We start from the raw sequence: 20,525 nt of genomic DNA on the forward strand, positions 1-20,525 counted from the left end.
GTTTCGGGGCATGGAGCGACTGAAGGCGCTGATGCGCATGACGGCCGTTCGCATGTCGGCTGTCTACCTGCTGCTTTTCGCCGTCTTCGCTGTCGTTCTCGTCTTCTATGTCACAGCCACGGCGTCAGGAATTCTGGAGAGCCAGAGCCGCGTGGCGATTTCCGAGGAACTCAGCGACCTTGCGCAGGTCTACCGTACCACCGGTATCATCGGCCTCGTGCGGACCGTTGACCGGCGGGCCCGCCAACCGGGGGCTTCGCTCTATCTGGTCACCGACGCGACCGGCCGGATCATCGCCGGCAATGTCGAGAACCTTCAGGCCGGCGTCCTCGACGAAGCAGGCTTCACCGAAAAGGTCTTCGCGTATGAGCGTTTCGCCGAGAATGCCGACGATCGCTATCATCTCGCTCTCGCCGAGGTCGTCAGCCTGCCGAACGGCATGCGCGTGCTTGTCGGACGCGACCAGACCGAACAGGAACGCTTTCGCCAGATCGTCCGCAGCGCGTTGATCCTGGCGCTGGCGCTGATGGGTGCCGGCGCGCTGTTCGCCTGGCTCCTGGTCGGTCGCCGCGCCTTGCAGCGGCTGGACCGCATGTCGGCGTCGAGCGCCCGCATCCTGGCCGGCGATCTGACCGAGCGGCTGCCGGTGACCGGCGCGGGCGACGAGTTCGATCGATTATCGGAAAACCTCAATACGCTGCTGGCGCGGGTTGCCCTGTTGCAGGAAGGGCTCCGGCAGGTCTCCGACAATATCGCGCATGATCTCAAGACGCCGCTGACGCGGTTGCGCAACCGCGCCGAGGCGGCATTGACGACGGCGTCCGGTGAGGGCGATCCGCGCGAGGCGCTGGAAGGCACGATCGCCGAGGCGGACCAGATGATCCGCACTTTCGACGCGCTCTTGATGATCTCGCGGGTCGAGGCCGGCTCGCATCCGGTTCTCAAGGATCGGGTCGATATCGCCACGATCGTCGCCGATGTCGGTGAACTCTACGAGCCACTGGCCGAAGAGGCCGGCGCCCGCCTCGTCATTGACGCGGCCGCACCAGTGATCGCCTCGGTCAGCAGGGAGCTGATCGCCCAGGCGCTGTCCAATCTTCTCGACAACGCACTGAAATACGCAACCGGCGACGGCGGCACGGTGATCGCGATCCGGCTCGCGGAGAACGGGGGGCTGTGCCGGTTGGTGGTTTCGGACAATGGTCCCGGCATCCCCGCCGAGCAGCGCCAACGGGTGCTGGAGCGCTTCTATCGTCTCGACCAGAGCCGCTCGCTGCCGGGCTCCGGGCTCGGTCTGTCGCTGGTTCAGGCCATCGCCCGTGTGCATGGCGGAACGTTGACGCTTGAGGATGCCGCTCCGGGCCTTACAGTGATCCTGGAGTTCCCTCTCGACGGAAAGACGCTTCTGGATGGCGAAGGATGAGGCAAGAGGTCTCGGGATCGGCGGCGGCCACCGATTGGCGCCGCTAGACCCGGACAAGGCGGCGGCGTGGCTCGCCGATCTGAAAGCGGCGGCCGCGGCGGGGGAGTGCCCAAGGCTCGTGGCGTTCCTGACAGAAGGTGGCCCGGAGGCCGAACGTCTTGGGGCCGTGCTCGACCTCTCATCCTATCTGAACACCCAGATGCAGCAGCATCCCGAGTGGCTGGAGGCGTTGTTCGACCAGGACGCGAAGCAGCGCATCGCCGAGCGGATCGCCCCGTTGCGAAAACTGCCCGCGACGGATCAGGGCGAAAGCGCGCTAATGAGGGAGCTTCGGCTGATCAAGCGCGAGGTCTCGCTGCTGATCGCCTTGCGGGATCTGTTCGGTGCCGCGACGCCCGCCGAGACCACCGCCGATTTGTCCGATCTCGCCGAGGCCGCGATCGGCGCGGCCTTGCGTTTCTGTCTTGCCGACGCGCACCGCGCCGGCAAGCTCGTGCTGCCGCATCCGGAGGACCCGGAGACGGGGTGCGGGTTGTTCGTGCTCGGCATGGGCAAACTCGGCGGGGGCGAGCTCAATTATTCGAGCGACGTGGACCTCATCGTCTTCTTCGAGGAATCGGCCGGCATCTGCGCCGACCCCACGGAAGCGGTCGACACGCTGTCCAAATTGGTGCGTCGGTTGGTGCGGATCGTCGGCGAGAGCACGGCCGACGGCTATGTGTTTCGCACCGACCTGCGGCTGCGGCCCGATCCGGGGGCGATGCCGCTGGCGATCTCGGTCGACACGGCGCTCACCTATTACGAGGGCAGCGGGCGCAATTGGGAGCGCGCCGCGATGGTCAAGGCGCGGCCGGTGGCGGGCGACCGCGCGGCGGGAGAGGCGTTCCTTCAGGAACTGACGCCCTTCGTCTGGCGGAAATATCTCGACTTCGCGGCGATCGCCGACATCCAGGCGATGAAGACGCGCATCGATCGACATCGCGGCTTCGACGACATCGGCGTTGCTGGGCACAATGTGAAGCTTGGGCGCGGTGGCATCCGGGAGGTCGAGTTCTTCGTTCAGGCCCAGCAACTGATCGCCGGTGGCCGCGCACCCAGGCTGCGCCAGCGCCGCACCGACAAGGCGCTCGCCGAGCTCGCCGCCGGGAGCTGGATCGTGGAGGAGACGGAGGCCGAACTGGTCTCGGACTACTGGTTTCTTCGCCGCATCGAGCACTGCATCCAGATGGTGGCCGACGAGCAGAGCCATACCTTGCCGGAGGATGAGGAGGGGGTCGAACGCATCGCCCGTCTCGCCGGATTTGAGGATCGCGCGGCGTTCTCGAAGGCGCTGCTGGAACGGCTCAGCCGAGTCGACCGGCGCTACACGCGGCTGTTCAGCGACGGACGCGACCGCGAAACCAGTGCGATCGAGGAAGCGGGATTCAAGGCACTGCTGGCCAGCGAGGACGATCCAGAAGCACTCGCCCGATTGCGAGAACTCGGTTTTTCCCGTCCCGAGGACGTCGCGAGAATTGTACGTTCCTGGGGCTACGGACGCTATCGCGCAACCCGTTCGGAGACCGCGCGGGAACGCCTGACCAAGGTTCTGCCGATGCTGTTGAAGGCGTTTTCGGGTGCGAAAGACCCCGATGGCGCCATCGCCGCCTTCGACACGTTCCTGGCGGGACTGCCGTCGGGGATTCAGTTCTTTTCGCTGATCGCCTCCAATCCGCGCGTCCTCGACCTTCTCGCCCTCATCATCACGTCGGCGCCGGCGCTGCGCGACACGATCGCCGCGCGTCCGCACGTCTTCGATGCGCTGCTCGATCCGGCCTTTTTCGACGAGGTACCGGACCGCGACCTGATGTCCGAACGTCTGGCGATGTTCCTGACCGAGGCCGACGGCTACGAGGACGTGCTTGCCCGACTGCGGATTTTCGCGTCGGAACAGCGGTTCCTGGTCGGGGCGCGGTTGCTCAGCGGCGTGGTCGATGTCGGTGGGGCAGGACTAGCCTTCTCGAACATCGCCGACGTGGTGCTGGAGGCGACGTTGGACGCGGTCACGGAAGCCTTTGCCGTGCGTCATGGTCATGTCGCTGGTGCGAAAATCGCCCTGCTCGGTATGGGCCGGCTCGGCAGTCGCGAGTTGACGGCGGGCTCGGATGTCGACCTGATCCTGCTTTATGACCACGATGAAGAGGCCGAAGAATCCGACGGCGAAAAGCCTTTAACGTCAGGTCTTTATTTTGCCCGTCTCACGCAACGCTTGATTGCGGCGCTGACGATCCCGATGCGTGAGGGTGTGCTTTACGAGGTCGATTTCCGGCTGCGCCCTTCAGGCAATATGGGGCCGCTGGCAACCCGCATCGACTCGTTTCGCCGCTACCAGCTGGACGAGGCATGGACCTGGGAACGGATGGCGCTGACGCGCTCCCGGCCGATCGCCGGTGATCCGGAGCTTTGCGCGGAGGTGACCCGAACCATTCGCGATATCCTTTGCCAACCCCGTGACGAGGCGACGACGACCCGTGACGTCGGCGACATGCGCCGGCGCATCGAACGCGACAAGCCGGCGAAGGGGGCGCTCGACCTTAAGCTGCGACCGGGCGGCCTCATCGATCTGGAATTTCTGGCGCAGTGGGCATTGCTGAGCGGTCGCGCCGATCTCGACCTTGTCGGTGCGCCGACGGCGGACGTCCTCGATGCGGCCGATCTGGCCGCCGGTGTTGAGGCAAGGTGCGATCTGGCGGCCGCCATGCGCCGCTACACCTGCGTCATCCAGATCCTGCGGCTCGGGCCAGGCGGCGTCCAGGGAGTGGAGGATCTGCCGCCGGGGCTTGCCGACCGCTTGGTTCGGGCGCTCGAGACTGACGGGACGGATGGGCTGGAGCCGCTTCTGGCGGAGACGGCGACCGCCGTCCGAGCGGTTTTCGATGCGCTGTTGCCCGTTGCGGATTCCAAAGAGCCGCAAGTAGAGGCGGCCGGCCCGGGGTTTCGCCGGGCTTGAGCGCGGAAGCAGGGCGACTTGGCGGTCAGGCGTCCAATGTTTCGGCCGCCTCGATTTGCGTTACCGCCGCATGGGCTGCGTTTGGCGGGGCGATCGGAAGGCGGATCGCCACGACAGTTCCCACGTCGACGCATGAACTGATCCGCATACGGCCACCTTGAAGCTCGACGAGAGACCGGGCGATGGCGAGGCCGAGCCCGGTCCCCTTGTTGCTACGGGTCAATTCGTTCTCGATCTGCTCGAACGGTCGACAGAGGCTGGCTAGCGCGGCTTGGGGAATGCCCATGCCGGTGTCGGAGATGGTGATCAGCGCAGCGTCGTTCACGGCCCGCACTCTCAGCCGGACCGTACCGCCCGGGTCGGTGAATTTGACCGCGTTGGACAAGAGATTGAGAAGGATCTGCTTGGTTGCCCGGCGGTCGGACTGGAACGACAACTGGTCCGGGGCGCTCCCCTCGAAGCGGATCGTCTTCTGTTCGGCCTGGACCTCGATGATCTTGGTGGCCTCCGCGACGATTTCCGCGATGTCGATTTCCTCGGGAGAGAGGACGAGGCGCCCTGCCTCGATCTTGGCCATGTCGAGGATGTCGTCGATGAGCCGCAACAAATAGTGGCCGCTCTGATGGATGTCTTCGGTATATTCGCCGTATTTTTCGCAGCCGATCGGGCCGAAGGTCCCCTGGCGCATGATCTCGGAGAATCCGAGAATGGCGTTGAGCGGCGTTCGCAGCTCATGCGACATATTGGCGAGGAAGGTCGTCTTGGCGCGCGAGGCGCCCTCAGCGCGCTCTTTTTCGACGGCGTAATTTCGATTCAGATGGGTCAGCTGGACGGCCTTCTTCTCCGCGTCCCGCCGCGCAATCGACAAATCGTCGATGACCGCCATCAGGCGTCGCTCGGAGTCCGACAGGCGCGCCTGGTGCAGTTTGAGCTGCGTCACGTCGGTGCCGATTGAGACGAATCCGCCATCAGCGGTGCGTCGCTCCGACAGAAGCAGCCAGCGGCCGTCGGCAAGCAGCGCCTCCGAGGCACGCTCGCCCTCGGCGAATGCCGGGCTGGTGACCGTGTGGCTATTGATCGGCTTGCGGGCCTTGGCAATGACCGCGTCGAGCGGCGTCCCGCGCGCGACGTCCGCCTCGGTGAGGCCGAAGGTCTGGCGGTATTTGGAATTGCAGAGGACAAGACGGTTGCGGTTGTCGCACAGGACAAAGGTTTCCGAGATGTTCTCGATCGCGCTGTTAAGCTGCTTGTTGGCTTCGTCGGTGAGGCGGGCGAGTTCCTGTTGCTCGCTGACGTCAAGCGCGATGCCGATCAGATGGACCTCGTTCTCGCCGGTGCGCGTCACCTGGGCACGCGCACGGAGCCAGACATAAGCGCCATCGCTGCGGCGCATGCGGAAGTTGTGATCGAGGCTGGTGATCTTTCCGGCGGCGACGCACCGGGCGACATCGAGCAGGTTGCCGTCGTCGGGATGGAGCAGTGGCGCGACATCACCGAAGGCAAGGACACTGTCCGTCGGTTGCAGGCCGAGCATTTCGTACATCGAGCGTGACCAGTACATTCGCCCGCGGGCGATGTCCCAGTCCCAAAGGCCGCACTGGCCGCGCGACAAGGCGGTGTCGACCTTCTGATGGGTCTCCAGATACAGAGCGTCGGCGTCCTGGGCGCGCGTCGCCTGGCGGAAATAAGCGTAGAGAATGACCAGCATGATGATGCTGGTGAAGGCGAACAGCGTGACGTTCAACGAGACCGCGCTGCGCCAATCGGCAAGCAGGTCGACGTCGGGCTGGATGAAGGTGACGGTGCCATGACCGCCGGCCAGGGTCGCGCTGGCGACAAAGGCGGCCTCGCCCTGGAACCGCGTATGCTGCACGCCCGCGCGCTGCCCGAACATCAGTAGCGCCTGCGACTCGTCCAGCAAGAGCATCAGATCATCGCCGAGGAGGTGTTCGTAGCCCGGCATGACCGCGGTGATCAGCCCACTGGCATTACTGACGACGGCAAAGCGTCCCTGCTGGATCAGTGCGGCCGGAACCGCACTGGTCAACAGCGCGTCCGCGTCCGCCATCTTCGGATCCGACGCATAGGCGACCAGGCTTTCCGCCCGCATCAGCGTCGTGGCGATCTGGAGATCGCGCAGTGCGGCTTCCTCCAATGCGAAACGCTCTTCGACGAGCGACGCAAAGCGCGCGATCGCGGCGATCGCCAGAAACAGAATGATCAGGATGGGAATGGCCCGGCGGAGCGCCTTTTCGGAGCGCAGGAGTTTCTCGTAGGTCGGACCCGCCAGCATCTTGGCGTGCCCGGCGATCTCCGTCTTGGCGGTCAGCAAAGCCTCGAATCGGGACAATAGTCCCCCGGCCGGCGCGTTTGACGCGTCCGCTCTCATGCTTAACCCCTCGTAACCGCATCTCAACGATTCAGTATGCCGCACATCCGAATCACCGCCAATTGATCAGAGGCGAATCACCTTGTCCAGAGCTGAATTGCGACAAGATTATGGAGTCAATGAACAGATCGCCTATCGCAAAGATCGTCCCAAGATATCTCGCAGGTCGGTCGAGATGTCTTTAAGTTCAAGCAGTTGCCGCAATGTCGCACTCGCCTTGTCGCGGCGAGCGGGCTCCAGGCTTCGCCAGGAGCGGAAAGTGGTCGCGATCCGGGCCGCGACCTGCGGGTTCAGGCGGTCGATCTCCACCAGTTGCCCGGCAACCCAGCGGTATCCGGCGCCATCGGGACGGTGGAACGCCAGCTGGTTCGCTGCCGCGAACGTACCGACAAGCGCCCGGACGCGGTTCGGGTTCTTCAGGGAAAACACTGGATGCGAGGCGAGGTCGGCGACAATCTCGACCGCCCTCGGGCTCGGGATCGTCGCCTGGATCGCAAACCATTTGTCGATGACGAGACCATCCTGCTCGAAGCGGGCGTAGAAATCGCTCAGCGCAGACGTGGAGGCCGGCGTGTCGGGAAAGCGATGTACCAGGACTGTCAGGGCGGCGAGGCGGTCGGTCATGTTTCCGGCCGCCGCATACTGGTCTTCCGCCGGGCCGCAATCCCCGGTCGCGGTGGCGAGATAGCCGAGCGCGGCATTGGCGAGAGCCCGCCTTCCCACGCTCACGGCATCAGGGGAGAAAGCCGTGCCGGTTTGCCGGTCGCCATGGAGACGGGCGAACAGCGAAGCGCCGCGCTTGCCCACGTCGCGTCGGGCCACCTCGACGACGGCGTGAACGGCGTCGGGATCGACATTCTCCGCAAGCATGCGGGCGATTTCGGCCTCGCCGGGCAGGGCAAGCGCCTGGGCGCGGAATGCCGCTTCCAGGCTTTCGTCACCGGCCGAGCCGAGGATGGCATCGATGATCTCGGGTGCCAGCGGGGCCTGGGCCGCCTGGGATGGACCCCGGCTCGCCTTGGTCAGCGCCGCGCCGACGAGATCGTTGAGGATGCGCCAGCGGTTGAACAGGTTCGGGTCGAGACGGGCGAGGGCAAGGCGGTCGGCCTCGCTCTGGGCGTGATCGAGCGTCACCGGTGCCGAAAAGTCCCGGAGCACGGACAGATACGGGCGCTCGCTCAGATCTTCGAAGACGACGCTGTCTTCAGCCTCGGTCAGATGAATGACATCGCCTCGCAAAGCCGCGCCGGACACCGGTGCGGCATCCTTGTCCTGTCCGTTGGAGCCGACGAGGCCGAAGCGAATCGGAATATGCACCGGCGCGGTTCCGGTGGCTGCGGTGCCTTGCTGGAGCGTCTGCTTGAAACCGACCGTCAGACGCTCGGTCGCCGCGTCGTAATCCTCCGTGACGGTGAGGGTGGGCGTTCCCGCCTGGCCATACCATCGCGCAAGGTGGGACAGGTCCTCGCCGGTCGCGGCCTCGAAACAGGCGATGAAGTCCTCGATCGTCGCGGCGTCGCCGTCGTGGCGGTCGAAGTAAAGGTCCATGCCCGTTCGAAAACCGTCGCGGCCAAGGATCGTCGCGATCATCCGGACCAGTTCGGCGCCCTTGTCGTAGACCGTCGCCGTGTAGAAGTTGTTGATCTCGCGATATTCCGTCGGCCGGACGGGATGTTGCAGCGGTCCCTGGTCCTCGGGAAACTGATGCGCCTTCAGCCGCCGCACGGAGCTGATGCGCTGAACCGTGGCCGATCGTTCGTCGGCACTGAATTCCTGGTCCCGATAGACTGTCAGCCCTTCCTTCAGGCAGAGCTGGAACCAGTCGCGGCAGGTGATCCGATTGCCGGTCCAGTTGTGGAAATATTCGTGCGCTATGACCGTTTCCACGCCGGCATAATCGGTGTCCGTCGCCGTCTCGGGGTCGAGCAGGACATATTTGTGATTGAAGACGTTGAGACCCTTGTTCTCCATCGCGCCCATGTTGAAATCGGCGATCGCCACGATGTTGAAGACGTCCAAATCGTATTCGCGGCCGAAGCGCCGTTCGTCCCAGATCATGGACCGCCGTAGCGCATCCATGGCGTAGCCAGCCTGCGCGGCGCGGCCCTTTTCCGTGTAGATGCCGAGGCTGACGGGTTTGCCGCTCGCGGTGGTAAATCGCTCGTGGATCGAGTCGAGATCGCCGGCGACTATGGCGAAAAGATAGGACGGCTTGTTGAAAGGATCGTCCCAGACGGCGAAATGCCGATTGTCGGGAAGGGTGCCCGTCTCCGCCGGGTTGCCGTTCGACAGCAAAATGGGAGCGACCACCCGGTCCGCCTCGATTCTGACCGTGTAAGGCGCCAGCACGTCCGGGCGATCGAGGAAGTAGGTGATGCGGCGGAAGCCCTCGGCCTCGCATTGGGTGCACCAGATGCCGTTGGACCGGTAAAGCCCCATCAGTTTCGTATTGTTTTCCGGCACAAGCGACGTCGCGACGTCGAGCGTAAAGCGTCCGCCAGACGGCAGACCGGTGATTTCCAGCCGCCCGGGAGACGCCTCGTACCGGTCGCCATCCAGCGGCGTGCCATCCAGTGCCAGTCCCGTCAGCGTCAATTCGTCGCCGTCGAGGACCAGCGGGGCGGCGGCGTCGGCTCCCTCGCGCCGTTCAAGCTCGAGCGTCGTGTCGATATCGGCGCGACGCTCGAACAGCCGTATCGTCATCGCCACCGAATGCAGGACGAAGTCCGTTGCACGGTAGTCTTCGAGCTTGATGGTCTGACCGTCGTCGGTGCGAAGCATAGGGCGGTTCCTTTCGTATTGCAGCGGGAGGTAACCCCAAGCGGACGAATTGCCAACCGACCGATGGCGTCGTCGGTCGGCCGAGCGCCGGCATTCGGGATGGTGTCGACCCTCGACGGAAGTGGTTCGACGCAATAAGTGAGGCGTTCGAAACGCCGGTTGTGGCCTCGTCCCTACTCGCGCGCCGAACCGCAACGGCAGCGCATCCCCGTCCAGGAGCTTGTTCCCATGAACGTGATGACCCCGAAATTCGGCCTTGGCGCTTCGGCCCTGCGGAAGGAGGACGACGCCTTCATCCGGGGGAGGGGATGTTACACGGACGACGAAACCCGGCCCGGCATCCTGCATGCCGTGGTGGTGCGCTCGCCACATGCTCACGCGAATTTCACGATCACGGATGTCGAAGCCGTCCGTTCCGCGCCGGGCGTGCATCTGGTGCTGACCCATGCGGACGTCGCTGAACTCGGCGATGTGCCCTGTCAGGCATTGCTGGAACAGCCGGACGGCAGCAAGGTCTCGGCCCGCGACATTCCGGTGCTCTGCCGCGATGTCGTTCGGCATGTCGGCGATGCGGTGGCCTTCGTAGTCGCCGAATCGGCGACCCAGGCGGCGGACGCCGTCGAGCTCCTCGTCGTCGACTATGAGCCCCTGCCGGTCGTTGCCGATATCGAAACGGCGACGGCGAACGGCGCGGCGCCGGTATGGCCGGACAGTGACGGGAACATCGGCGGCCATCTCAACATGGGGGACAAGCAGCGGACCGAGGAGGCGTTCGCGAACGCGCCCCGGGTGACTGAGATCACGCTCCGTCAAAACCGTCTCGTCTGCAATTATATGGAACTTCGCTCCGCCCTTGGAGAGTGGTCGCAGGACGAGGACCGCTGGATTTTGACGACCGGCAGCCAGGGCGTTCACGGTATTCAGTCGGTGCTGGCCAAGAAAGTGCTCAAGGTCGACCCGTCGAAGGTGCGGGTCGTGACCAAGGACGTCGGCGGCGGTTTCGGGACCAAGGCGTTTCTGTACCGCGAACACGTTCTGGTGCTGGTGGCGGCCAAGCGCCTCGGCCGCCCGGTCAAATGGACCGGTGACCGCGGCGAGCATTTCGTCTCCGACGCGCATGGCCGCGACAATGTCGTTACGGCACGCATGGCGATGGACGAGGACGGGCGCTTTCTCGCTCTCGACATCGACCTCTACGCCAATATGGGGGCGTATCTGTCGCAGAACGGGCCGTTCATTCCCTATCTCGGCATGTCGATGGCGCCAGGCCTCTATGATATCGAGGCGGTCAATGTCGATTGCCACCTGGTCTACACCAACACCGTTCCCATCGATGCCTATCGCGGCGCCGGGCGTCCGGAGGCGTCCTATCTGATCGAACGGTTGGTCGATCGATGCGCGCGCGACATGGGGCTGGCCCGTGAGGAAATCCGGCGGAAGAACTTCATCCGCCCCGACCAGCTTCCTTATACGACGGCGGTCGGCCGCATGTACGACACCGGCGACTTCCAGGGCCATCTCGCCGAGGCGATGCGGCAGTCGGGCTGGCAGGAGTTCGAAGCGCGCCGGGAGAGCGCCAAGGAACAAGGCAAGCTTCGCGGCATCGGAATGGCCACCTATGTCGAAGCCTGCGCCTTCGCCGGCTCCGAGCCGGCCTATGCCGAATTGACCCCGGCGGGGCGCATCGAACTGAAGATCGGCACGCAGTCCAACGGGCAGGGCCATGCCACGGCCTACGCCCAGTTCGTCGCCGAGGCGCTGAATCTCGACTACGATCTGATCGACGTGAAACAGGGCGATACCGACGACACGCCGACCGGCGGCGGAACCGGCGGCTCGCGGTCGATCCCGCTCGGCGCGGTGTCGGTGCGGCGGGCGAGCCAGACCCTGGCGGACAAGATCAAGAAGCTGGCGGCGAACGAATTGGAGGCATCGATCGGCGATATCGAGCTCGACGGCGGAACCGCCCGGATCGTCGGCACCGACCGTTCGATTGATTTCGCCGCCATCGCGGCGGCTGCCCCGTCGGCCGAGGACCGCAAGGCCGTCGGGGAGTTCAAGCAGGACGAGGCGACCTATCCGAACGGCACCCATATCTGCGAGGTCGAAATCGATCCGGAGACCGGGACGATCGAAATCCTCGCCTACACGATCGTCGACGATTTCGGGGTGACGGTGAATCCGATGCTGCTCGCCGGCCAGATCCACGGCGGTGTCGCGCAAGGCATCGGCCAGGCCCTGCTCGAAAACGCGGTCTATGACGAGGACGGTCAGCTCGTCACCGCAAGTTTCATGGACTATGCCATGCCGCGTGCCTGGGACCTGCCGTTCTTTGCCTTCAAGACCCGGAACGTCCCGTCGACGACCAACGCGCTCGGCATCAAGGGCGCAGGCGAGGCCGGTACTATCGGCGCCGCCCCCGCGGTGATGAACGCGGTCGCCGATGCGTTGCGGCCCGCCGGCGTCGACCATATCGACATGCCGGCAACGCCGTTGCGGGTTTGGGAGGCGTTGCAGGCGGCTCGCTAAGGACTCCGCAGAGGGAAGCGACACAACGACCGGCCGGGTGCGTCCGCGCCGACAGCGAAATTGAGGCAGGAGAGGGGAGAGGATGGACAGTCGGCCGGCATCCGCCGAGTCGCCGATGCGCGGCATTCTTCTGAAATGCCTGTCGGTCGTGGTGTTCGTCGCCATGCAGACTTTGATCAAGGCGGGCGGCGATGGCATCCCGGCCGGCGAGATCGTATTCTTCCGCTCGTTCTTCGCCTTGGTTCCGGTGGTGCTCTATCTCGCCTGGCTCGGCGATCTGAAGACGGCGCTCAAGACCGACAATCTGCCCGCCCATATCGGCCGGGGGCTGATCGGCGTCACCTCGATGGGGCTCGGTTTTTACGCGCTGACCCGACTGCCCTATCCCGAGTGGATCACCATCACCTATGGCGCGCCGCTGCTCACGGTCGTCTTCGCCGCCGTCTTCCTCAAGGAGGTCGTGCGCCTCTATCGCTGGACCGCGGCACTGATCGGTCTGGTCGGCATCGTGGTGGTGACGTTGCCGAAGCTGACCCTTGGCGGCGACGCCGTCGACGGTGCGGAGGCGATCGGCATTATCGCGGCCGTGATTTCGGCTGCGGTGGCGGCCGTCGCGATGATCCAGATCCGCCGACTCGTCCGCACGGAGAAGACCGCGACGATCGTGGTCTATTTCTCGCTGACGTCGTCCGGCATCGCGCTTTTCTCGATCTTCTTCGGGTGGGTGCTGCCGACATGGGAACAGGCGGTGCTGTTGGTCCTGGCGGGGCTGTGCGGCGGCGTGGGGCAGTTGCTGCTGACCTCGGCCTACCGCTTCGCCGATACCTCGACCATCGCGCCGTTCGAATACACTTCGATGCTGCTAGCCATCGCTATCGGCTATTTCGCCTTCGATGAGGCCGCGAGTTCGACGACGCTCGCCGGCGCTGCCATCGTCATTTCCGCCGGCATCTTCATCATCTGGCGGGAGCATCAACTGGGTATCGAGCGCTCGAAGGCCCGGCGGGTGACGCCGCCCAGCGGTTGAGAGAGCGCCGACAGCGCACCGTCATCGCATCGTGACATTGGCCCTTTAGGTGAGAGCAGAACCATTGCAAGATGGATTGTTCTTAACCTTTCAATAAAGGGGTCATTCGATGAACGAACATGTTGGAAACGGCACGGTCTTCCGGACCACGCAGCTTGAGGACGCGGCGGGCGAGGGTCATAATCCGACCGACAATCGCACGATGGGCGAGATCATTGCCGCGCGCTTCTCACGTCGTGACTTTCTGCGCGGCTCGTTGGCCGCGACGGCTATCGCCGCGACGGTGAGCCCCCTAGCGCTTGTCGCCGCCGACGAAGCGAAGGCGCAGAGCGCATCGGGATCGCGCTTCGACTTCACCGAAGTCGAAGCTGGCGTCGACGAAACCCACCATGTCGCCGAGGGCTACGATGCCGACGTGCTGCTGCGCTGGGGCGACGGGATCTTTCCTGACTCGCCCGAGTTCGATCCGACGGCCCAGACGCCGGACGCCCAGAATCGGCAATTTGGCTACAACAACGATTATGTCGGCTACGTCCCGATCGACGGCTCGTCCGAGCACGGCCTGTTGGTCGTCAATCACGAATACACCAACGATCATCTCATGTTCCCGGGGATCGTTACGGTGGACGGCGACAAGCTCGTCGTAGCCGAAGCCGACGAAAACCAGGTCAATGTCGAAATGGCCGCGCATGGCGGCTCGGTCGTCGAAATCCGCAAGGAGGGCGGCAAGTGGCAGGTGGTGAAGGACGGCGCGAACAACCGCCGGGTCACCGCCGAAACCGAGATGGAACTCACCGGCCCCGCGGCCGGCGATCCGCGCATGCAGACCAACGCCGACCCGACTGGCCGCAAGGTTTTCGGCACGTTCAACAACTGCGCCGGCGGTGTCACTCCCTGGGGCACCTACGTGATGGCCGAGGAAAACTTTCACGGTTATTTCATGGGCGAATTGGCCGCGGATCACCGCGAGGCCAGGAACTACGAGCGCTACGGCGTGCCGGACGCGACCTATGCGTGGGGCAAGTTCCACGACCGCTTCGACGTTTCCAAGGAGCCGAACGAGCCGAACCGCTTCGGCTGGATCGTCGAGGTCGACGTGGAGGATCCGAACTCGGTGCCGAAGAAGCGGACCGCGATGGGGCGGTTCAAGCATGAGGGCGCGGAGTCGATCGTCAACGGGGACGGCCGCGTCGTCTTCTATCTCGGCGACGACGAGCGCTTCGACTATGTCTACAAATTCGTCACCGTGGGCACCTACAACGCCGACGATCGCGCTGCCAACATGGATCTGCTGGCGGAGGGCACGCTCTATGTCGCAAAGTTCGCCGAGGACGGAACGGTGGCCTGGCTGCCGCTGACCTTTGGCGAGGGACCGCTCACGGCCGAGAACGGCTTCGAAAGCCAGGCGGACGTGCTCGTCGAAACCCGCTTGGCCGCCGATCTGCTCGAGGCGACCAAGATGGATCGCCCGGAGGACATCCAGCCCAATGGCTCCAATGGCCGCGTCTACGTCATGTTGACCAACAACACCAAGCGCGAGGAGCCGAATCCGGCCAATCCGCGGGTCGACAATGCCTTCGGCCACATCATCGAGATCGCCGAGGACGGGGGAGATTTCGCCGCGACGACGGGCAAATGGGAAATCCTTCTCAAATGCGGCGATCCGTCCGTCGCCGAGGTTGGCGCGACGTTCTCCACCGAGACGACCAAGAACGGCTGGTTCGGCATGCCGGACAATTGCGCGATCGACAGCGAGGGCCGGTTGTGGGTCGCGACCGACGGCATGTCGCCGAAGAAAACCGGGCGCACCGACGGCTTGTTCGCCGTCGATACCGAGGGCGAGGCGCGCGGTACGTCGAAGCTGTTCTTCCGGGTGCCGATCGGCGCGGAAATGTGCGGGCCGCTGCTGTTGCCCGACATGCAGACCGCCTTCGTTGCGGTCCAGCATCCGGCGGATGGCGGCGAGGACTGGGAGGGCTTTGGCCGTCCGTCCTACTATGAGGATCCCTCGACCCGCTGGCCCGACTTCAAGGACGACATGCCGGTGCGCCCGTCGCTGATCGCTATCACCAAGCAGGGCGGCGGCAAGATCGCCTAATCGCGTATTTCGCCAAGGTTGAATGGGGGCGGCTCGCAGGGGCCGCCCTTTTCATTTGACGGGCAAGGGCTCGGCTTCGTCGAATTCCTGTGGCGCCTCGGCGCGCGGGTCGAGCGCAAAGCTCGTCGGAGTCTGCGTGCGGGCGAGCGGCGTCGTCTGGAAGTCGGCCCGCTCGTCGGCCGGCAGCGAGACCCGCCGGAAAGTGCGATAGAACGCATAGGCGGCATAGAGTGCCGCAGCCGTTCCGATCGACTGGAAGATGCCCCGCGGGCCGAAGGTCTCCATGAGATAGGCGGCGTAGAGCGGTCCGATCATCGTCCCGATCCCATAGAGGATGAGCAGGCCACTGGAGATCTTCACGAAGTCCTCGTCGGCGGCGTAGTCGTTGGCGTGGGCAACGGCGAGCGAATAGGTCGGGTAGATGATGCCGCCGAGGACGAAGGCGACGACGAAAAGCGCGATGGCCCCGGCGTCTGCGACGTACACGCCCGCCGTTGCACCCGCGACGCCGATCAGCCCGGCGGCGGACATGACATAACGCCGGTCGACCATGTCCGAGATACGTCCGAGCGGCACCTGGAACACGATGCCGCCAGCCATCGCCGCGACGACGAGAGTGGCGATCTCCGTCGTGGAAAGACCGGCCTTCTGGCCGAACACCGGCGCCATATTGTTCCATGCGCCGGAAAGAACGCCAGCCAATAACACACCGATGAAAGCCACCGGCGAATTGCGGAAGATCAGACGCAGATCGATTTTCACGGTGGTCAGTGGCTTCGGGGAGGGGGCCTGCGACATGGCCGTCGGGATCACCGCCAGTGCGAACAAAATGGCGCAGAGCATGAAAGGAATGGCGAGTTCGGGTCGGCTCAATGGCATGACGTATTGACCGCCCATCATCGCCGCCATGGTGACGATCATATAGACCGAAAAGATCGTCCCTCGGGTCTCGTTGGTGACGCGCTCGTTAAGCCAGCTTTCGACGACCATGTAGGTGCCGGCCAAGGCAAAGCCGGCGAGGGCGCGAAAGAAGATCCAGGCGATTGGATCGAGGAAGATTGCGCATAAGAGTACCGAGATCGCCAGCAACGCGGCGAGACTCGAGAAGGTCCGCACATGCCCGGCCCGGCGCACGATCAGCGGCATCACGAAGCAGCCGAGCGTGAAGGCGATGGCGTAACTGGTGCCGAAAGCGCCGATTTGATAGCTCGACCAGCCCTCGATCGAGCCGCGAACCGGCAGGAGGATGCCCATCAAACCCGCGCCCGCCATCAGAAAGAAGGTCGAGAGAAGCAGCGAGACGATCGGCAGGATCTGGACGGGCACGGGCATGGGATTGGCCTTGGCTTTGCGTGTCGGCACGGCGTCGCGCTTTGGCCGGACAGCTAGGCTTCTGGAGGTGATTTGGCGAGTGCCATTTGCGACATTTGTCCAACTGGCGTTCACCCCGCCCCGCGTTCCTCCGCAAGCCGGGTTTTCAGCGTCAGCAAGTCACGCCAGCTCAGTCGCTTTTGCGCGGGCTGGCGCAGCAGATAGGCGGGGTGAAGCATCGCCGTCGCGTCGATGGCCTGGTCGGCCTCGACTCCGAAACTATAGCGCGTCCATTGTCCACGGATGCGCAGAATACCCTCCTGCGAGCCAAGGAGCGCCTTGGAGGCGGGCGAACCGAGGCAGACGAGGATCTTCGGTTGCACCAACTCGATATGGCGCTGCACGAATGGCAGGCAGATCAGCGTCTCGGCGGGTGTCGGTGGCCGATTGCCGGGCGGGCGCCAAGGCACGGTATTGGTCACCCGGACGGCTTCCCGCTCCAGTCCGATCGCCGCCAGCATCCGATTGAGCAGCTGGCCCGAGCGGCCAACGAAGGGGACACCCGCCGCGTCCTCCTCCCGGCCGGGGGCCTCTCCGACAAACATCACGTCGGCGGTCTCGCTGCCGTCGCCGAAGACGGTCGACTTCGCGGTGATACGCAGATTGCAGCCGTCGAAGGCCTCGAGCGCGACCTGCAGCTCGGCGAGGTCGGCGGCCGAGCGCGCGCGTTCCCGGGCGTCGGCAACGGCGACATCGTCCGGCACGGCGACCCGCGGGGTTGGAAACGCGGCGCTGTCCGACGGGCTCGCGACGGGCTTCGCGATGGCCGCCGGCGTGCGAGCGGGGCCGGCGGATTCGGGCCGGGTCTGTGGACTTGCGTTGCGCGCGCGTCTCGCTTCGATCTCGACTTGGGTCTCGGCGAAACGGTCGCGCGGCCGCTCGTCCAGAACGACGTCGATCCCGGCCGCGCGATACCATTCGAGCAGGGCGATGGCCGCGTGGTTGTCGGTCGATTGAATCTCGGCGCTCATGGCGTCTTCCTAGCCCATTCGGGCACGCGGCGCGACGGCTTGCCCGGGAACTTGCGCGCGTGCTCTCAATGGCCGACGGTCTGCGAAAACACGTTGATGACGATGACGCCCGCGAGGATCAGGGCCACACCGGCGAAGCCGGCGAAATCGATCGACAGCCGGAACCAGAACAGGTCGATGAGCGCCAGAAGCACGATTCCGGTGCCCGACCAGATGGCATAGACGATGCCAACCGGCAGGGTGCGAAGCGGCAGCGACAGGAAATAGAAGGCCAGCACATAGGCGCCGACCGTTACCAGCGACGGCACGAGGCGGGTGAAGCCAAAGGAAGACTTCAGCGCGGTCGTTCCGATGATTTCGCAAACGATCGCAACACTCAGATAGAGAAAATTCAAATCCGCCCCCCGCGCGATCGACACCGCTGTCTAGCACCGCCACGCGCGCTGCGGTCAAGCGGGACGGAGCCCAATAGAGCTTCGCATCACCGGATTGACGTCAAGGGCGATCACGATAGAACTCGTCCGGACACGCGGGAGCGCTAGTGTAGGGCGATCGGTGCGGTCGCTGGCCATGCAGCCGCAGCGATCGGCGGGAACCGGGACAAGGGATGAGACGATGAGTGAAGCCGAAACTCTGCCCGAACGCGAATCGATGGACTTCGACGTGGTCATCGTGGGAGCCGGTCCGGCCGGATTGGCGGCTGCCATTCGCCTGAAGCAGCTCGATCCCGAACTGACGGTGGTGGTCCTGGAAAAGGGCGCGGAAGTTGGCGCTCACATTCTGTCCGGCAACGTTCTCGACCCGTCGGCGCTGGATCGTCTGTTGCCGGAATGGCGACTGGAAGAGACGCCGATCAAGACCGAAGTAACCGACGACCGATTCTATTTCTACGGCCCGCAAGGCTCGATCCGCCTGCCGAACTTCCTGATGCCGAAGCTGATGGGCAATCACGGCAATTTCGTCGTTTCGCTCGGCCTCGTCTGCAAATGGATGGCGGAAAAGGCCGAGGCGCTCGGCGTCGAGATCTATCCTGGCTTCGCCGCGTCCGAGATTCTTTATGACGAGTCGAACGCGGTGATTGGCGTCGCGACCGGCGACATGGGCGTGACACGCGAGGGTCAGCCCGGACCAAGCTACCAGCGCGGCATGGCGCTGATGGGCAAATACGTGATGATCGGCGAAGGCGTCCGCGGCTCGCTCGCCAAGCAGCTGATCAAGGCCTATGGGCTCGACGAGGGACGCGAACCGCAAAAGTTCGGCATCGGCTTGAAAGAGCTCTGGGAGATCGAGCCGTCGAAGTCGAAGCCTGGCCTCGTCCAGCACTCCTTCGGCTGGCCGCTCGACGGCGGCACCGGCGGCGGATCGTTCCTCTACCATCTCGGCGACAATCAGGTTTACGTCGGCTTCGTCATGCACCTGAACTACAAGAACCCGTATCTCTCGCCTTTCGACGAATTCCAGCGGTTCAAGACCCACGCCGACGTGGCCAAGCTGCTCGAGGGCGGCAAGCGCATCGCCTATGGCGCCCGCGCGATTACCGAGGGCGGGTGGCAGTCGGTGCCGAAGTTGGTGTTCCCAGGTGGCGCGCTGATCGGTTGCTCGGCCGGCTTCGTCAACGTGCCGCGCATCAAGGGCGCCCACAACGCCATGACATCCGGCATGCTGGCGGCGGAAAAGGCGGCCGAGGCGATCAAGGCCGGCCGTTCGCACGATCGGCTGGCTGCGTATGAAGACGAGTGGCGCACGTCCCCGATCGGCGACGACCTGAAGCCGGTCCGCAACGTCAAGCCGCTCTGGTCGAAATACGGCACGATGCTCGGCATCGCGCTCGGCGGCCTCGATATGTGGACCAATTCGCTGTTCGGATTTTCCTTCTTCGGCACGCAAAAGCACGGCAAGCCGGATTACGCCTGCCTGGAGCCGGCGGACAAGCACGAAAAGATCGCATACCCGAAACCCGATGGCGTCTTGACCTTCGACAAGGTCTCGTCGGTCTATCTGTCCAACACCAATCACGAGGAGGACCAGCCGGTCCACCTGCAGGTGAAGGATCCGGCGCTGCAGCATTCGTCCGAATGGGCGGTCTATGCCGGCCCGTCGCAGCGCTATTGTCCGGCCGGCGTCTATGAATGGGTCGAGGAGAACGGCGCCGAGACGTTCGTGATCAACGCCCAGAACTGCGTCCACTGCAAGACCTGCGACATCAAGGATCCCAACCAGAACATCAACTGGGTTCCGCCCCAGGGCGGCGAGGGGCCGGTCTATCAGGTGATGTGAGGCGAGCCTGACCTGGTCGCGATCCTGCGGCTACTTTTCTGGTCGATCAGGCGGCAATTTCCGAGGCTCTGCGCAAGACCTCTTCCGCCCACTGGTTGAGGCTCTTGCCGGAAAGCTCCGCGGCACGCGCCGCCTTGGCGTGGATCTCCGGCGATATGCGGAACATCACGCGACCCGAATAGGGCTTTTGCGGCGCCTTTCCGATTTTCGCGCAAGTTTCGACATAGTCATCCACGGCATCGTGGAAAGCCGCCTTGAGTTCTGGAACGGTGTCGGCGTGAAACGTCACACCGTCATCGATCCCGGCGATGCGGCCGAAGAAAATCTCGTCCGCATCGTCGTATTCGACACGGGCCGCGTAGCCTTTGTAGGACATCGTGTTCATGGCTCGATTCCAATCTTGATGAGGTAATCGCGGGCCGCTCGTATCTGGTAACGTTTGGCTTCCTTGGCGGGTGCGGCCGATGAAATGTTGCGACGGCGCCGTCGGAGTTGAACCGCACGCGCGACCCGGAACCTTCAACCAACTCACATCCGACGGACATGAGAAGCGCTTCGATGGACGCCCAATCCAGGGAACCGGAAACGGGCTCCGCGAAGATGGCGACCAGCGTCCTGCGATGCTTGCTATTCATGCAAGCAATATCGTGCTCGGTGCGATGGAATGCAA

12 protein-coding genes are annotated in these 20,525 nt (G+C 64.3%); 6 read left to right on the forward strand and 6 right to left on the reverse strand.

Translation table 11 applies throughout. The annotated features are described in order from the left end of the window. Positions 1-10: 10 nt before the first annotated feature. Together VQ044_RS08555 and VQ044_RS08560 are read left to right on the forward strand one after the other, a co-directional pair. Positions 11-1,423 carry a sensor histidine kinase gene (locus VQ044_RS08555; RefSeq protein ID WP_327625116.1) on the forward strand — a complete coding sequence of 471 codons (1,413 nt, stop codon included), beginning with the start codon at positions 11-13 and terminating at the stop codon, positions 1,421-1,423. Next, on the forward strand, positions 1,410-4,412 hold the full coding sequence (locus tag VQ044_RS08560; protein WP_327646543.1) for a bifunctional [glutamine synthetase] adenylyltransferase/[glutamine synthetase]-adenylyl-L-tyrosine phosphorylase: 3,003 nt from the start codon (positions 1,410-1,412) through the stop codon (positions 4,410-4,412). Before VQ044_RS08555 ends, VQ044_RS08560 begins: the two co-directional genes overlap by 14 nt. A gap of 25 nt (positions 4,413-4,437) precedes the next feature. On the opposite strand, the gene VQ044_RS08565 is transcribed toward VQ044_RS08560, so the two are convergent. Both VQ044_RS08565 and pepN read right to left on the reverse strand, forming a co-directional pair. After that, complete coding sequence (locus VQ044_RS08565; RefSeq protein WP_327646545.1) at positions 4,438-6,801, reverse strand: PAS domain-containing sensor histidine kinase; 2,364 nt, start codon at positions 6,799-6,801, stop codon at positions 4,438-4,440. A gap of 132 nt (positions 6,802-6,933) precedes the next feature. Next, the gene (pepN, locus tag VQ044_RS08570) at positions 6,934-9,582 is read right to left on the reverse strand and encodes an aminopeptidase N (RefSeq protein ID WP_327625113.1); all 2,649 of its coding nucleotides are present in this window, start codon (positions 9,580-9,582) and stop codon (positions 6,934-6,936) included. Between the two features lie 228 nt (positions 9,583-9,810). Here pepN and VQ044_RS08575 point away from each other — a divergent pair, with 228 nt between their 5' ends. The 3 genes from VQ044_RS08575 to VQ044_RS08585 all read left to right on the forward strand — a co-directional run bounded on the left by VQ044_RS08575 (position 9,811) and on the right by VQ044_RS08585 (position 15,236). Next, positions 9,811-12,111, forward strand: a complete 2,301-nt coding sequence (locus VQ044_RS08575; protein ID WP_327625112.1) for a xanthine dehydrogenase family protein molybdopterin-binding subunit — start codon at positions 9,811-9,813, stop codon at positions 12,109-12,111. 82 nt (positions 12,112-12,193) lie between these two features. After that, entirely contained in the window at positions 12,194-13,138 is a 945-nt protein-coding gene (locus tag VQ044_RS08580; protein WP_327625111.1) for a DMT family transporter, read from the forward strand. Positions 13,139-13,247: 109 nt separating this feature from the next. Beyond that, positions 13,248-15,236: a PhoX family protein gene (locus tag VQ044_RS08585; protein ID WP_327625110.1), complete on the forward strand. Its 1,989-nt coding sequence runs from the start codon at positions 13,248-13,250 to the stop codon at positions 15,234-15,236. 51 nt (positions 15,237-15,287) lie between these two features. On the opposite strand, the gene VQ044_RS08590 is transcribed toward VQ044_RS08585, so the two are convergent. The 3 genes from VQ044_RS08590 to VQ044_RS08600 all read right to left on the reverse strand — a co-directional run bounded on the left by VQ044_RS08590 (position 15,288) and on the right by VQ044_RS08600 (position 17,973). Then, the gene (locus VQ044_RS08590) at positions 15,288-16,598 is read right to left on the reverse strand and encodes an MFS transporter (protein WP_327625050.1); all 1,311 of its coding nucleotides are present in this window, start codon (positions 16,596-16,598) and stop codon (positions 15,288-15,290) included. An 80-nt stretch (positions 16,599-16,678) separates the two neighbouring features. Then, a complete protein-coding gene (locus VQ044_RS08595; protein WP_327625051.1) occupies positions 16,679-17,578 on the reverse strand; it encodes a uracil-DNA glycosylase in 900 nt (299 codons plus the stop codon). 65 nt (positions 17,579-17,643) lie between these two features. Next, positions 17,644-17,973: a DMT family transporter gene (locus VQ044_RS08600; protein ID WP_327625052.1), complete on the reverse strand. Its 330-nt coding sequence runs from the start codon at positions 17,971-17,973 to the stop codon at positions 17,644-17,646. Positions 17,974-18,193: 220 nt separating this feature from the next. On the opposite strand from VQ044_RS08600, the gene VQ044_RS08605 reads away from it, so the two are divergent. Beyond that, complete coding sequence (locus tag VQ044_RS08605; protein ID WP_327625053.1) at positions 18,194-19,855, forward strand: electron transfer flavoprotein-ubiquinone oxidoreductase; 1,662 nt, start codon at positions 18,194-18,196, stop codon at positions 19,853-19,855. A gap of 46 nt (positions 19,856-19,901) precedes the next feature. On the opposite strand, the gene VQ044_RS08610 is transcribed toward VQ044_RS08605, so the two are convergent. After that, positions 19,902-20,240, reverse strand: coding sequence for a type II toxin-antitoxin system HicB family antitoxin (locus VQ044_RS08610; RefSeq protein WP_327625055.1), 339 nt, complete (start codon positions 20,238-20,240; stop codon positions 19,902-19,904). Positions 20,241-20,525: the final 285 nt, after the last annotated feature.

It is taken from the genome of Aurantimonas sp. C2-5-R2 (assembly GCF_036549495.1).
Lineage (GTDB): Bacteria > Pseudomonadota > Alphaproteobacteria > Rhizobiales > Rhizobiaceae > Aurantimonas > Aurantimonas coralicida_A.

Excerpts from the sequence above, each read along its gene's own strand:
- VQ044_RS08555 (WP_327625116.1), top strand. The coding sequence starts at position 11 with ATGGAGCGACTGAAGGCGCTGATGCGCATGACGGCCGTTCGCATGTCG.
- VQ044_RS08560 (WP_327646543.1), top strand. The coding sequence starts at position 1,410 with ATGGCGAAGGATGAGGCAAGAGGTCTCGGGATCGGCGGCGGCCACCGA.
- VQ044_RS08565 (WP_327646545.1), bottom strand. The coding sequence starts at position 6,801 with ATGAGAGCGGACGCGTCAAACGCGCCGGCCGGGGGACTATTGTCCCGA.
- pepN (WP_327625113.1), bottom strand. The coding sequence starts at position 9,582 with ATGCTTCGCACCGACGACGGTCAGACCATCAAGCTCGAAGACTACCGT.
- VQ044_RS08575 (WP_327625112.1), top strand. The coding sequence starts at position 9,811 with ATGAACGTGATGACCCCGAAATTCGGCCTTGGCGCTTCGGCCCTGCGG.
- VQ044_RS08580 (WP_327625111.1), top strand. The coding sequence starts at position 12,194 with ATGGACAGTCGGCCGGCATCCGCCGAGTCGCCGATGCGCGGCATTCTT.
- VQ044_RS08585 (WP_327625110.1), top strand. The coding sequence starts at position 13,248 with ATGAACGAACATGTTGGAAACGGCACGGTCTTCCGGACCACGCAGCTT.
- VQ044_RS08595 (WP_327625051.1), bottom strand. The coding sequence starts at position 17,578 with ATGAGCGCCGAGATTCAATCGACCGACAACCACGCGGCCATCGCCCTG.
- VQ044_RS08605 (WP_327625053.1), top strand. The coding sequence starts at position 18,194 with ATGAGTGAAGCCGAAACTCTGCCCGAACGCGAATCGATGGACTTCGAC.
- VQ044_RS08610 (WP_327625055.1), bottom strand. The coding sequence starts at position 20,240 with ATGAACACGATGTCCTACAAAGGCTACGCGGCCCGTGTCGAATACGAC.